A 12,952-nucleotide genomic window follows, 5' to 3' on the forward strand; every position below is an offset into this window, starting at 1 on the left:
GTTTAGCTGTTTACAAATTATTGTTTCTTTTTTGTGCAGATAATCTGATTTCCAAATTCCAGGCTGATACGCGAATACTTATTCCATCCTACCTGGTTGAGCCCTTTTTCGTAAAAGGTCTTCAAGCGTTTCAGTTTATCCTCAAAATGTTCCAGTTTACCCAAATAGATAATATGATTGCCTACCCGGGGAACCAATTCGATTTCTTTTCCGGGCAGCACGTTAATCTGTACAATCTGGGCTTCCCAGAACGGATTGTTTTGCAAAAATACACCAAACTTATATAAATCCTTCATTGCAAACGACTTTTCTACATTTCCGGTGACAATTGCCCGGTGTGCTACGCATTTTGCATCGGGCGGCATCATTTTTCCTTTGTTATCCAAATAGTAGTTTTCACCGTTGCTGCTCATGATGTGGAGAATCGGTACGCGTTGGGTTACTTCCACACAAATTTTGCCGTTTGGCGTTTTATAGCATTGAGCTTCATTGATGAGTGGATGTTTATCCAACTCTTTTTCTAATGTTTTGGTGTGTACCCGGTCCATTTTCTTTCCAACGGGATAAATGCCTTTCTTCTGCAGGATGGCAGCCACCTCGTTCTTGGTAACGAAACCGGCATTGAGTGTATCCTTGATCACTAATTCCATGTCACGGCATACCTGATGGGCAGGTTTGTCGTTGAACACTGTCACAGCTGCTACAAGGTAGGCTATGAGAAGTAACATGACGATGGTCAGAAGAATTCTTTTTATCATAAGGAAATTTATTGTTTTGACGATTTACAAATTAATTGTCCGAAGGAACCATTCTTCGGGACAATAAGTCACAAATATCCGGAACATAGTTGTCTATGTCTCCTGCTCCCAATGTAATTAATACTTCGATATGTTTTGCTTTCAGTACATCGAGTATTTCTTCTTTCTTGCACATGCTTTTTTCAATACCTGGACGTAGGTTGTCATATATCAGCCGGCTGCTTACTCCCGGAATAGGTTGCTCGCGCGCCGGATAGATATCTACCAGTATCACTTCATCGAGTAAAGACAGACTGTCGGCAAAATCTTTGTAGAAGTCGCGGGTACGGGTATAGAGGTGTGGCTGAAAAACTGCAGTGATCTTTTTGTCCCGGTACAACTCACGCATGGACATCACGCTTTGTTTAATCTCGGATGGATGATGTGCGTAGTCACTCAGGAATACAATCCGGTTATTCTTGATTTTAAAGTCGAACCGGCGGTCCACACCCCGGAAACTGGCCATTCCCTGTTTGATCTCTTCAGGTGTGACTCCGTTAAGGTGGGCAAGCGCCATCGCAGCGACACCATTCTCTATATTTATACTTACCGGTACTCCTAGCTGAATGTTGTCGATACGAATGTCAGGCCCTACGAAGTCAATGAAGATTTCTCCGTTTCCGATGCGAATGTTCTCAGCATGAAAGTCTCCCTCGTCACGTGAGTAAGTATACATCTTCACTCCCTCTTTCACTTTCGGCTGTAGGGAAATGCCTTTGCGGATAATCAGTGCTCCTCCGGGCTGAATCAGTGTGGTGTAGTGTTCAAAGCTTTCCAGATAAGCCTGTTCGGTGCCATAAATATCCAGATGATCCGGATCGGTTGCGGTAATGACAGACATATAAGGAGACAACCAATGGAATGAACGGTCAAATTCGTCTGCTTCAATCACCGTATAAGGGCTGGTTGAAGAGAGTAGTAGATTCGTTCCGTAATTTTTGGAAATACCTCCCAGAAAAGCAGTACAACCTACATGTGATTGATGAAACAAGTGGGCTGTCATCGTTGAGGTAGTGGTTTTACCATGTGTGCCGGCTACACAAAGTCCTTTGCTGGAACGGGTAATGGTGCCCAGTACTTGTGCACGTTTCTGTATTTCGAATCCATTATCACGGAAGTAAGTTAATTCGGCATGTTCCTGAGGTACGGCAGGGGTCAGGACTACCAATGTGGTAGCTTTGTCTTTGCAAGCCTCCGGTATGAGATCGATATTCTCTTCGTAATGGATCTGTGCTCCTTCTTCTATAAGATGTTGAGTCAGTTCACTGGGAGTACGGTCATAGCCTGCCACTACTTTTCCTTTAGAAAGAAAATAGCGGACGAGGGCACTCATTCCGATACCGCCTGCCCCGACAAAATATACAGATTGAATCGTTTCTATATTCATGATTGTTGCGCTAATTTTATAACTTCTTTTGCAATAACGACAGCAGAATCCGGTAAAGCCAGGTGTGCAATGTTTTCACTGAGTTCGCTCAGCTTCTCGGCATTGGCGATCGTTTCCAGTGCTACCGGTAATAGTTTGTTTTCTGCTTCCGCATCCTTTACGTAGATGGCTGCTTGTTTATTCACCAAAGCCAAAGCATTTTTGGTCTGATGGTCTTCTGCCACATTAGGAGACGGAACCAGGATAACGGGCTTATTTAGCAGGCAGAACTCGGAAATAGACCCTGCACCGGCACGTGAAATAACCAGGTCGGCAGCAGCATAAGCGGCAGCCATATCTTTGATGAAGTCCGTTACAAACAGATTGGGTATCTCTCCCGCTGCTTTTACAGCTTCTGTCACTTGTTGATGATAAATCTTTCCCGTTTGCCAGATGAACTGCACGTCTGTAGTCCGGCGAATCAGTTGCAGTCCCGCAATCAATGTGTTATTGATGGTGCGTGCCCCCAGGCTTCCACCCAAAATCAGAATGGTCTTCTTTTCCGGATTCAGCCCGAAAGAACGAATAGCCTGTTCACGTTCCGGTTTTTCCGCTAGCAGATTCTGACGTACCGGGTTACCTGTCATAATGATTTTATTGGCAGGAAAGAATTTCTCCATTCCGTCATACGCCACACAAATTCTTCGTGCTTTCTGTGCCAATAGTTTATTGGTGACTCCGGCGTATGAATTCTGCTCTTGTATTAAAGTAGGTACTCCCATCATTCCCGCCATTTTTAAAGTAGGACCGCTTGCATATCCGCCTACTCCTACTGCTACCTGAGGGCGGAATTGCCGGATAATGTTTCGTGCTTTCCATTGGCTGCGTACCAATTTTAATAATACGGCGACATTTTTCCACAGATGTTTACGATCGAATCCTGCTACAGGCAATCCGATAATCTGATAGCCTGCATCCGGTACTCGTTGCATTTCCATTCTGCCTTCGGCTCCTACAAACAGAATTTGTGCATCGGGACGTAACTCTTTTATGGCGTTTGCAATGGATACGGCCGGAAAGATATGCCCTCCGGTACCACCACCGCTGATGATGACTCTTAAGGCATCACCCTGTCCTTCTTTATTATTTTCTTTATTCATATTACTCTTCAAATTTAGCATCACTGTTTAAAACCTCTGCTGTAGGTTCGGCCGCAGTCTGTGCCTCACTTGCAATCGCCTCATTTCCTTCACTCTGGGTGAGCAGAGGAGCAGGATTTTCTTTTTTCTCTTCCAGATAAGCGGTATAGCGGCTGACACTCAGTATCATGCCAATGTAGGCACAGTTGATCAGTGTACTTGTACCTCCTTTACTGATTAGCGGTAAAGGTTGTCCTGTTACAGGAAATAGTCCGACGGCTACCATCATGTTCAATATGGCTTGTGATACCAACATCAAGGCAATACCCATGACGAGGAATGCCGGGAATGTACGTTCGCACTTTTGGGCGATTCGGCCTGTCCGGACCAATAGCCAGATGTAGAGTATGACTACAAAGGCGCCTCCTACCAGCCCCAACTCTTCAATGATAATGGCAAAGATGAAATCGGAGAATGCCTGGCTCAGGAAGTCACGCTGAATGGAATTTCCCGGTGCCTTACCTATCACGTTACTGGTAGCGATGGCAATGCGTGCATGAGCTATCTGGGCATCTTTGTCAATATCGAATTTGGCTGCCGGAACTTCTTCTTTCTCCGTAAAGTTGGTAATACGACTTTTCCAAGTGTCAAACCGGTGGAGGAACGGGATATCGGTATCCTTCGGTATAGCCAGCAGAAATACTGCTCCCAGACAGCCAACCAATGCCAGACCGCCCAATAACATGGCTAACTTCTTGAATGCAACACGTCCGATGAACATCATCAATACTACTACTCCGAACAACAGCATAGCTGTCGAAAGGTTTTCAGGAGCGATAAGCATACATACCAGTCCGGTCAGTATCATGATATACTTAAAAGCTTTCGGATTGGCCCCTTCATCATCCTGCTTTTTGGATAGAATGAAAGAAACCGCGATGATTACTGCCATCTTGGCCAGTTCTGAAGGCTGGAACTGTAACCCCATAAAACTCATCCAGCGGGCGGCTCCGTTCACACGGTCACCTGTGATGACTCCCATCAAAGTTACGAAAGCCAGCAATACTACCGAAATAGGGTAGAGGAAAACCGGAAACACCTGAAACCACTTATAAGGGATGTTGTGCATCAGGACCACTACGACCGCACCTACCATCAGGATGATGGAATGTTGTGTGATGGGTCCCCAGTGGTCGCCACTTTTATAAGTCAGCGTACTGGCAGCACTAAACACCTCTATGATAGAGATGAGGCAGAGGCAAAGGAAAATAATCCAGATTACCTTATCACCTTTGAATATGTTCTTTAATAGATCCACTGCTTTAAGTTTTTAGCTCTTCGGAGCCTGAACCTTTTATGGCTCAGGACTCTGATTTTTATAATTCTCTTACATACTTCTTAAACTGTTCGCCACGGTCTTCATAGCTCTTGAAAAGGTCAAAGGAGGCGCAACATGGACTCAACAATACTGTTTCTCCCTTTTTCGCCAGCTTGTAAGCTGCTTCTACGGCATCCTTCATGCCGGTCTGTACTTCGGCTACAGGGAGTCCGAGACGGTCGAAAAACTCATGAAGCTTTTCGTTGTGCAATCCCAGGTAGACCAGTGCCGAGCATTTCTCCCGTACCAGTTCTTCTATTTCCGTATAATCGTTTCCCTTGTCTTTTCCTCCGAGAATCAATACCGTTTTAGTAGTCATACTCTGCAAGGCATACCAGCAAGAGTTTACATTCGTTGCTTTGGAGTCATTGATAAAATCAATGCCACGTACGCGTGCCACCTTCTCCAGGCGGTGTTCTACCCCCTGAAAGTCACTGAGCGCTTTCCTTATATCTTCTTTGGTGATACCGGCAAGGTTGGCGGAGATACCGGCGGCTAAAGAGTTATAAAGATTGTGTTGGCCGGTCAGGGCCAACTGTTCCTGTTCCATATTGAAAGCGATCGGTTCGGTAATTACTACTTCATGGTCTTCCACATAGGCGATAGATCCTTCTTCTTTGATTGCCGAGAATGGATACAGGTGGGCACGAATGCCATGTTTGTCCAGTTCACGTTTGATGATAGGGTCATCGTTCCAGAAGATAAACGCGTCTTCCGAAGTCTGATTCTGCGTAATACGAAACTTTGCGTTAATATAGTTCTGCATACAATGGTCGTACCGGTCCAGATGGTCCGGTGTAATGTTCATCAATACAGCGATATCGGCACGGAAGTTATACATGTTATCCAACTGGAATGAACTCAATTCGATTACATAATAATCATGTTTCTCTTCGGCCACTTGCAATGCCAGGCTTTTACCGATGTTTCCGGCAAGTCCCACATTTAGTCCTGCGCTTTTAAAAATGTGATAGATAAGCGAGGTTGTGGTCGTCTTTCCGTTCGAGCCGGTGATACAGATCATTTTGGCATCGGTGTATCTGCCGGCAAATTCTATTTCCGAGATGATAGGTGTGCCCTGTTCTCTCAATTTCAGAATCAGTGGGGCGTCATTAGGAATTCCGGGGCTTTTCACAACTTCGTCAGCACTCAAAATCTGTTCTTCTGTGTGTCGGCCTTCTTCCCAGGCAATGCCATGGCCGTCAAGGAGAGTTTTATACTTATCCTTGATAGCAGACATATCCGATACGAAAGTATCGAATCCTTTTACTTTGGCCAGAACGGCTGCTCCCGCACCGCTTTCACCGGCTCCTAATACTACAATTCTTTTCATGATTTTTAGGTTTCGATTTATCAACCGGAATTTGTCGATCCGTCGATAGATCTTTTTCTTTATGCTACAAGTTTTAGGTTCATACTTTGTGATTAGCGGCAGGCACTTGTAGCTCATAGCCTGTTGCTCGTCACTTCTGTTATCTAATCTTCAGTGTTATAATCGTAATAGCTGCCAGCACGATGGTTACAATCCAGAAGCGGACTGTGATTTTTGATTCGTGGAACAACTGATCGGGCTTCGTAAACTTTACGCTGCATCCCGGCTCTACCAGACTCATCGAAGTACGGAAATGGTCGTGTATCGGGGCCCGCTTAAAGAGGCGTTGTTTTACACCCTTTCTTTTTCCGGCTTTATAATAGAAGCGCTGCAGAAGTACTGAAAGGTTTTCAACCAGAAATATACCGCAGAGAATCGGGATTAGCAATTCTTTGTGAATAATAATGGCAAATACCGCAATGATACCTCCAATGGTCAGACTGCCCGTATCCCCCATGAATACCTGGGCCGGATAGGCATTGTACCATAAGAAACCGATCAATGCTCCGATAAAAGCGCATATAAAGATTACCAGTTCCTCACTTCCGGGAATATACATGATATTCAGGTAACCCGCAAACTCGATGTGGCTCGATACATAAGCCAATATGCCCAGCGTTAGTCCGATGATGGCGGAATTGCCTGCTGCCATACCATCCATACCATCATTCAGGTTGGCTCCGTTTGACACGGCTGTCACGACAAAGATGGTGATAATGACAAACAAAATCCATCCGGCTGTTTGAGCGTGTTCTCCCATAAAGCCTACAAGGTCGGCATAGTCCAGGTTGTTGCTTTTGAAAAAAGGAATCGTGGTCTGGGTAGATTTCAGATCGTGAGTGCCATGTATTACTTCGATTTCGTTTTCCGATTTCTGAACTTCTATGTTTTCACGAATCACTACGTCCGGACTCAGATATAGAGTCAGTCCGACAATTAAGCCGAGACCCACCTGACCGATAATTTTGAATTTACCGTGGAGCCCTTCTTTATCCTTTTTGAATATCTTTATATAATCGTCTGCAAATCCTAAAGATCCCAGCCAGACGGTGGTGATCAGCATCAGTATCATATAGATATTATGCAGTTTCCCCAATAACAGACAGGGGATCAGGATTGCTACGATAATGATGACACCCCCCATGCTGGGCACTCCTACTTTATTGACGCCGAACGGATCGATTTTGGCATCACGCTGCGTCTCGGTGATCTGTTTCCGTTTCAGCAGATTGATGAACTTATCTCCCCAGATACTGGAAATAAGCAGTGCCAGGATGATAGCCATCAATGCACGGAACGAGGTGTACCCAAACATTCCGGCACCCGGAAAGTTGAGTTTGTGTAGCCATTCAAACAGATAGTATAACATAACTTTATTTACGGTTAGACGATTTACGCTTTTCGATTGAATAACATCCGGTGCTTATAAGCGGAGGTGTTTCAATCCGATCTGCTTAAACAGTCAATGAAAAAATCTCTTTTAAAACTTCTTTATCATCAAAGTGATGCTTCACTCCTTTGATGTCCTGATAATTCTCGTGTCCTTTTCCGGCAACCAGAATCACATCTCCTTTTTCTGCAAGCATACAAGCCGTGCGGATAGCTTCTTTACGGTCTGCGATGCTTAGCGTTTTTTTCTTATCCTCGGTATCCAGTCCTGCCAGCATGTCGTTGATGATATCCTGCGGCTCTTCGAAACGGGGATTATCCGAAGTTATGATGACCCGGTCGCTTGCCCGGGCTGCTTCTTTTGCCATGATAGGGCGTTTCCCTTTATCGCGGTTACCGCCTGCACCTACTACGGTAATTACCTTGCCTTTTCCTTCGAGCACTCCATGTATGGCGTTCAAGACGTTGACCAGGGCATCCGGTGTGTGTGCATAGTCTACAATGGCTGTATATCCTTGTGGAGAACGGATGGCATCGAAGCGTCCGGCAACCGGATGCAGCGTACTGAGAGCAACCAGCACGTCCTCTTCTTTCTTGCCCAGCAATACGGCAGCACCAAATACAGCCAGTAAGTTCGATGCATTAAATTTTCCGATAAACTGAACTGCGAGTTCATGGTTGTTAAAGTCGAGAAGCATCCCCTCGAAATGAGATTCCAATACTCTTCCTTTGAAGTCGCTCAGACTGCGGAGAGAGTAAGTATATACTTTCGACTTGGTGTTCTGTGTCATCACCAGTCCGTTTTTATCGTCCAGGTTGGTCAGACTGAACGAGTTCTTAGGCATATCGTCGAAGAACTTCTTCTTTGCTTTCAGGTAGTTCTCTACTGTTTTATGATAGTCCAGATGATCGCGTGTCAGGTTGGTGAAGATGCCGCCGGCAAATTTCAGTCCGCTGATTCTTTTTTGTGCGATGGAGTGTGAACTGACCTCCATGAAAACATATTTGCAACCTTCGTCCGCCATGCGTCCCAATAAACGATTCAATGTGATCGGGTCGGGAGTGGTATGTTCGGTAGGAATGGCTTCATCATCTATATAATTGCATACCGTGGAGATTAATCCCACTTTATAGCCGAAGTATCGGAACGTATTATATAATAAGGTGGCAATCGTTGTCTTTCCGTTTGTTCCGGTAACGCCTACCAGTTCCAATTTTGAGCTCGGATTTCCGTAGAAAGTCGTAGCTGCTTTTCCTACGGCATCTTCGCTGTCGGCAACCTGAATGTAGGTAACTCCTTCTGCAAGTTCTGCAGGTAACTCTTCACAAAGAATGGCCGTGGCACCTTTTTCAACCGCTGCCGGAATGTAGGCATGTCCGTCGGTCTGTGTGCCGTGCATGGCCATAAACAGATGGCCGGACTCTACCTGTCTGGAGTCGATGTCAACCCCGGTTATCTCGATATCCTGATTTCCGGTAATTTTCACCGGTTGGATAGATGTTAGAATCTCTTTTAGTTTCATACCTTAATCTATAATAATCAATTCAGATGGATACTGATGGTTTGTCCCTTCTTGATGGTAGTTCCCTGGGGCAACGACTGGCTCTTTACTTTGCCGACTCCCGACAGGGTTACTTTCAATCCTTTACTTTCCAGCAGGTATACAGCGTCTTTGGCACCCATACCTATTACGCTGGGCACAAAGTTGCGTAATTGTTCTTTTCCCTGCAGGATTACTGCTTTGGGGGCTGCCTGTGCATGTCCCCACACCTCTTTGTTCTTTTTAGCCTTAAATTCAGCCTGTGTCTGGATATTTAGGCCTTCCAATACTTGCCTTGCTTCTATCATTTCGCCTGCTTTTACATCGGGAATCACTACTGTATTGGTATCGATTGCATTCCTGATGTCCAAGCGTAAATCTTTGGCATACACTCTTTCGGCTATTTTGCTGAATACGCTACCTGCCATTAAACCTCCCGAAGCGGGAAGTCCCGGTTTCTGTATAGAAACGATGCAGCTGTATTTCGGAGCTTCCGAAGGGAAATATCCGCAGAAGTTGACCAGATAGTTCACCCGTCCCGATTTATATCCGGCGGCACCTTGTGAGATCTGTGCCGTACCAGTTTTACCCGAAACGGCAAATTGCTTGGAACCTGCCGGAGCAGCCAGACCTTCGTGTACCACCTTATAGAGAATTTCCTGAATCTGCTTCAAGGTCCGCTCCGAACAGATTTTCGGATTGATGATTTCCGTAGGATACTCTTTCACTATTTCTCCGTTCTTAATGGCTGCTTTCACAAACTTCGGCCGTACCATAACTCCGTTGTTGGCAATGGCGTTATAGAATGTCAGTATATTCATGGGAGGTACCTGAGTTTCATAGCCGATACTCATCCATGGCAGAGTGGTCTTTGCAAAATAGCGCTCTTTAGGACCTTTTATGTTGGGTTTGCCTTCTCCTGCTATTTGCAGTTGGAGGGGCTGGTCGATACTCATTCGTTTCAGTCCGTCGACAAACTTTTGCGGATTACTTCCATAATATTTTTCGATAATGCTCGAAGTTCCTATATTGGAAGATACTTCCAGAATTTGCGTAACCGTCAGGTAGCCATATCCTCCTTTATACCAGTTCCAGTCTTTCATGGGCCGACCGTGCATCATCTTGATACCGTTTCCCGTATCTATACCGTCTTCCGGAGTGATCTTGCCATCTTCAAGGGCCACCATGATAGAAGCTGTTTTAAATGTTGATCCCGGCTCGAGCATATCGCTGATAGCGTTATTCCTCATTTCGTAATAATTGCCATCTCCGGCTTTCGTCATGTTGACAATGGCTTTTACTTCGCCGGTTGCCACTTCCATCAATACGGCCACACCTACGCTGGCATTCAGCTCTTTTAGTTTATCGGTCAATGCCTTCTCGCAGATATCCTGCATGCCTACGTCGATGGTAGAAAGCAGGTCACAACCGTCTACCGGAGGAATATCCACAATGTTCAGGTATTTATTCATCACCTTTTGCCGGTGAGTAATTCCGTCATGTCCTTTGAGGATAGAATCAAAAGCCAACTCGATACCATTTTTAGCTCCCTGGGCCGTATCGGCATATAAGTCACCCAACGTACGGGCGGCAAGTGAACCAAAAGGTTTCTTTCTTTGGTTATAAGCCAATTCATGGAATCCGCCTTTGTATTTGTTGAGGTTAAACACCGGAAGGCGTTTAGCTTCTTTATATTGAATATATGAAATACGCTTCGGATAAATCAGATAGTTACGGCTTCCCTGTTTGCGCCCTTTCTTAAGGTGAGTCTTAAATTCCGAAGCGCTTTTATCAGGGAATATTTTATGAAGTCCTTCGCATATCTCGTCCAGATGATTCATCAGCATGGTGTCTTTTTTTACTCCACCGGCTTTGAAGTCCATATATATACGGTATTCCGGCAGCGAACTGGCCATCAGTTTGCCGTCGGACGAAATGATGTTTCCGCGGTTGGGTTTCACCGTTACATTCTCCTTGACGAAACGGTCGGCCACATCCTGCCAGTATTGTCGTTCGGCAAACATCGTGATGCCTGCTTTGACAACAATGGCTACTCCTATCAGTCCCATCAACAGGATGACGAAGAAGTAGCGGGTCATTATATTTTTCTTGTTTACAGCCATCTTCTATTTCGTACTGATTAAATAAGGTGGATGGGTTGATGTCTGCAAGTCACTTTCTTTGGTCGATATATAATCCTCTATCCGCGACTGACGGCTTTTTTCCATCAATTCCGAACTTCGTGTCAGTGCATCATATTTTATGTCGATCAGTTCTTTTTTCAACTTATCTATTTCGATTTGCTGTTGCTGGCTTGCGTAGCGATTATGAATGTAGAAAATGATGAGCACCATAATCAGTACCAGCAATTTAGTCTGGCGGCGAAAAAAGTCGGTAGCCAGAATATCACCTCCCAGAATACTTTTCAGGGAGTTGCTTTTCTTCTTTTTTGCTTCTTTATCTTCCATTTCACTTCTCTTGTTTCACTCTGTTCCCTTACTTCTTCTCGGCTATTCTCAACTTGGCACTGCGCGACCGGGGATTGCGTGTTATCTCATCCTCGTCGGGTACGATCACTTTATTGTTTACCAGGCGGAAAGGTGTCTGTAAATTGCCGAAAAAGTCCTGTGTGGCCTTGCCTTCTACATTGCCGGTTTTCATGATGTTTTTCACCATGCGGTCTTCCAGTGAGTGGTAAGTGATTACCACCAGTCGTCCTCCGGGCTTTAATGCTTCTGTCGCGGCCATCAGCATCTCTTTCAGGGCTTCCATCTCCTGGTTCACTTCAATGCGGAGTGCCTGAAAAACTTTAGCTAACTCTTTTTTCTCTCTTTCGCGGCCGAAGAGAGGCTTTATGATTTCAAGAAACTCACCGATCGTTTCTATTTTCTGTCCGGTACGTGCCTTCACAATGACGGATGCCAGTTTGCGGCTGTTCTTCAGTTCGCCATACAAGTAGAAAATGTCGGCAAGGCGTTCCTCCTCATATGTATTTACCACATCGGCAGCCGTAATGCCTGCACGTTTGTTCATGCGCATGTCCAGTTTCCCGTCAAAGCGGAAAGAGAATCCCCGTTCGCTGTCGTCAAAGTGGTGGGAAGAGACGCCGAGATCAGCCAATATAGCGTCTACCTCTCCGATATCGTGATAACGTAGAAAATTGTGCAGGTAACGAAAGTTGCTTCGTACAAAAGTAAAATGCGGATCATTTACAATGTTGCGCTCGGCATCTTCGTCCTGGTCGAATCCTAGCAGGCGTCCTCCGTCTCCGAGCCGTGAAAGTATCTCGCGGGAATGTCCGCCACCACCAAAGGTGACATCTACGTAAGTCCCGTCGGGAGATATGTTCATGGCATCTACACTTTCTTTTAGCAGTACCGGTACGTGATATGTTGTTTCTTCTTCTTTCATTTTAGCTCGTTGTTCGTTGTTCTCCGTTCTTCTTTCATAATCTCTTCCAGGGCTGCTCCGAATGCTTTGGGTTCCATAAAGAGTTTTTCCGCACGTTCTTTCGCCCAGATTTCTATCTTATTGTCTACCCCGATAAAGCGTACGTCGCTTTGTATACCGGTGATTTGCAGATAGCGTTTCGGTATCAGTATACGTCCGTTGCCGTCCATCGTGATGATTTCGACGTCACTGACGAACTGGCGGAAGATAAGTTGGTGGTTGGCGTTCCATTTATTCAGTCGCTGCCGAAGTTCGTCCAGTTCTTCATTCCAGACCTCTTCCGGATAGAGCACCAGGCAGTCTTGAAATACGTCTTTGCGCATGATGAGCTTGTCTTCAGAGCCGGACTGTAGTTGCCGTCTGAATTGGGCGGGGATAAAAACTCTTCCTTTCGCGTCCGCCTTTGCTTCAATATTGCCTAAAAAACGTATCATTTCACCTTATTATAATAAGCGACCGTAAAAGTAGGTATTTCCCCACAATTCCCCACAATTTTCCACCAAAAACTTTTTGAGAAGTT

At 45.3% G+C, this 12,952-nt stretch carries 11 protein-coding genes; all 11 read right to left on the reverse strand.

The window, feature by feature from the left end; genetic code table 11:
• Positions 1–17: 17 nt before the first annotated feature.
• The 11 genes from BSHG_RS16035 to mraZ all read right to left on the reverse strand — a co-directional run bounded on the left by BSHG_RS16035 (position 18) and on the right by mraZ (position 12,866).
• Positions 18–758: a cell division protein FtsQ/DivIB gene (locus BSHG_RS16035; RefSeq protein ID WP_005784001.1), complete on the reverse strand. Its 741-nt coding sequence runs from the start codon at positions 756–758 to the stop codon at positions 18–20.
• A gap of 31 nt (positions 759–789) precedes the next feature.
• Positions 790–2,184, reverse strand: coding sequence for a UDP-N-acetylmuramate--L-alanine ligase (gene murC, locus BSHG_RS16030; protein ID WP_008658036.1), 1,395 nt, complete (start codon positions 2,182–2,184; stop codon positions 790–792).
• Positions 2,181–3,323, reverse strand: a complete 1,143-nt coding sequence (gene murG, locus BSHG_RS16025; RefSeq protein ID WP_005784003.1) for an undecaprenyldiphospho-muramoylpentapeptide beta-N-acetylglucosaminyltransferase — start codon at positions 3,321–3,323, stop codon at positions 2,181–2,183. Before murG ends, murC begins: the two co-directional genes overlap by 4 nt.
• A gap of 1 nt (position 3,324) precedes the next feature.
• Positions 3,325–4,620 carry an FtsW/RodA/SpoVE family cell cycle protein gene (locus BSHG_RS16020; protein ID WP_005784004.1) on the reverse strand — a complete coding sequence of 432 codons (1,296 nt, stop codon included), beginning with the start codon at positions 4,618–4,620 and terminating at the stop codon, positions 3,325–3,327.
• Between the two features lie 58 nt (positions 4,621–4,678).
• On the reverse strand, positions 4,679–6,013 hold the full coding sequence (gene murD / locus BSHG_RS16015; RefSeq protein ID WP_005784006.1) for a UDP-N-acetylmuramoyl-L-alanine--D-glutamate ligase: 1,335 nt from the start codon (positions 6,011–6,013) through the stop codon (positions 4,679–4,681).
• Positions 6,014–6,152: 139 nt separating this feature from the next.
• Positions 6,153–7,421: a phospho-N-acetylmuramoyl-pentapeptide-transferase gene (mraY, locus tag BSHG_RS16010; protein WP_005784008.1), complete on the reverse strand. Its 1,269-nt coding sequence runs from the start codon at positions 7,419–7,421 to the stop codon at positions 6,153–6,155.
• A gap of 85 nt (positions 7,422–7,506) precedes the next feature.
• Complete coding sequence (locus BSHG_RS16005) at positions 7,507–8,964, reverse strand: UDP-N-acetylmuramoyl-L-alanyl-D-glutamate--2,6-diaminopimelate ligase (protein WP_005813784.1); 1,458 nt, start codon at positions 8,962–8,964, stop codon at positions 7,507–7,509.
• A gap of 17 nt (positions 8,965–8,981) precedes the next feature.
• Positions 8,982–11,081 carry a penicillin-binding protein gene (locus tag BSHG_RS16000; RefSeq protein ID WP_008658040.1) on the reverse strand — a complete coding sequence of 700 codons (2,100 nt, stop codon included), beginning with the start codon at positions 11,079–11,081 and terminating at the stop codon, positions 8,982–8,984.
• A gap of 27 nt (positions 11,082–11,108) precedes the next feature.
• Positions 11,109–11,450: an FtsL-like putative cell division protein gene (locus BSHG_RS15995; RefSeq protein WP_005784014.1), complete on the reverse strand. Its 342-nt coding sequence runs from the start codon at positions 11,448–11,450 to the stop codon at positions 11,109–11,111.
• A gap of 28 nt (positions 11,451–11,478) precedes the next feature.
• On the reverse strand, positions 11,479–12,393 hold the full coding sequence (gene rsmH, locus BSHG_RS15990) for a 16S rRNA (cytosine(1402)-N(4))-methyltransferase RsmH (protein WP_005784016.1): 915 nt from the start codon (positions 12,391–12,393) through the stop codon (positions 11,479–11,481).
• Positions 12,390–12,866, reverse strand: coding sequence for a division/cell wall cluster transcriptional repressor MraZ (gene mraZ, locus BSHG_RS15985; RefSeq protein WP_005801871.1), 477 nt, complete (start codon positions 12,864–12,866; stop codon positions 12,390–12,392). Before mraZ ends, rsmH begins: the two co-directional genes overlap by 4 nt.
• Positions 12,867–12,952 lie beyond the last annotated feature (86 nt).

It is taken from the genome of Bacteroides sp. 3_2_5 (genome assembly GCF_000159855.2).
GTDB classification, from domain to species: domain Bacteria; phylum Bacteroidota; class Bacteroidia; order Bacteroidales; family Bacteroidaceae; genus Bacteroides; species Bacteroides fragilis.

Excerpts from the sequence above, each read along its gene's own strand:
- murG (WP_005784003.1), bottom strand. The coding sequence starts at position 3,323 with ATGAATAAAGAAAATAATAAAGAAGGACAGGGTGATGCCTTAAGAGTC.
- mraZ (WP_005801871.1), bottom strand. The coding sequence starts at position 12,866 with ATGATACGTTTTTTAGGCAATATTGAAGCAAAGGCGGACGCGAAAGGA.
- BSHG_RS15995 (WP_005784014.1), bottom strand. The coding sequence starts at position 11,450 with ATGGAAGATAAAGAAGCAAAAAAGAAGAAAAGCAACTCCCTGAAAAGT.
- murD (WP_005784006.1), bottom strand. The coding sequence starts at position 6,013 with ATGAAAAGAATTGTAGTATTAGGAGCCGGTGAAAGCGGTGCGGGAGCA.
- murC (WP_008658036.1), bottom strand. The coding sequence starts at position 2,184 with ATGAATATAGAAACGATTCAATCTGTATATTTTGTCGGGGCAGGCGGT.
- BSHG_RS16005 (WP_005813784.1), bottom strand. The coding sequence starts at position 8,964 with ATGAAACTAAAAGAGATTCTAACATCTATCCAACCGGTGAAAATTACC.
- mraY (WP_005784008.1), bottom strand. The coding sequence starts at position 7,421 with ATGTTATACTATCTGTTTGAATGGCTACACAAACTCAACTTTCCGGGT.
- rsmH (WP_005784016.1), bottom strand. The coding sequence starts at position 12,393 with ATGAAAGAAGAAGAAACAACATATCACGTACCGGTACTGCTAAAAGAA.
- BSHG_RS16000 (WP_008658040.1), bottom strand. The coding sequence starts at position 11,081 with ATGACCCGCTACTTCTTCGTCATCCTGTTGATGGGACTGATAGGAGTA.
- BSHG_RS16035 (WP_005784001.1), bottom strand. The coding sequence starts at position 758 with ATGATAAAAAGAATTCTTCTGACCATCGTCATGTTACTTCTCATAGCC.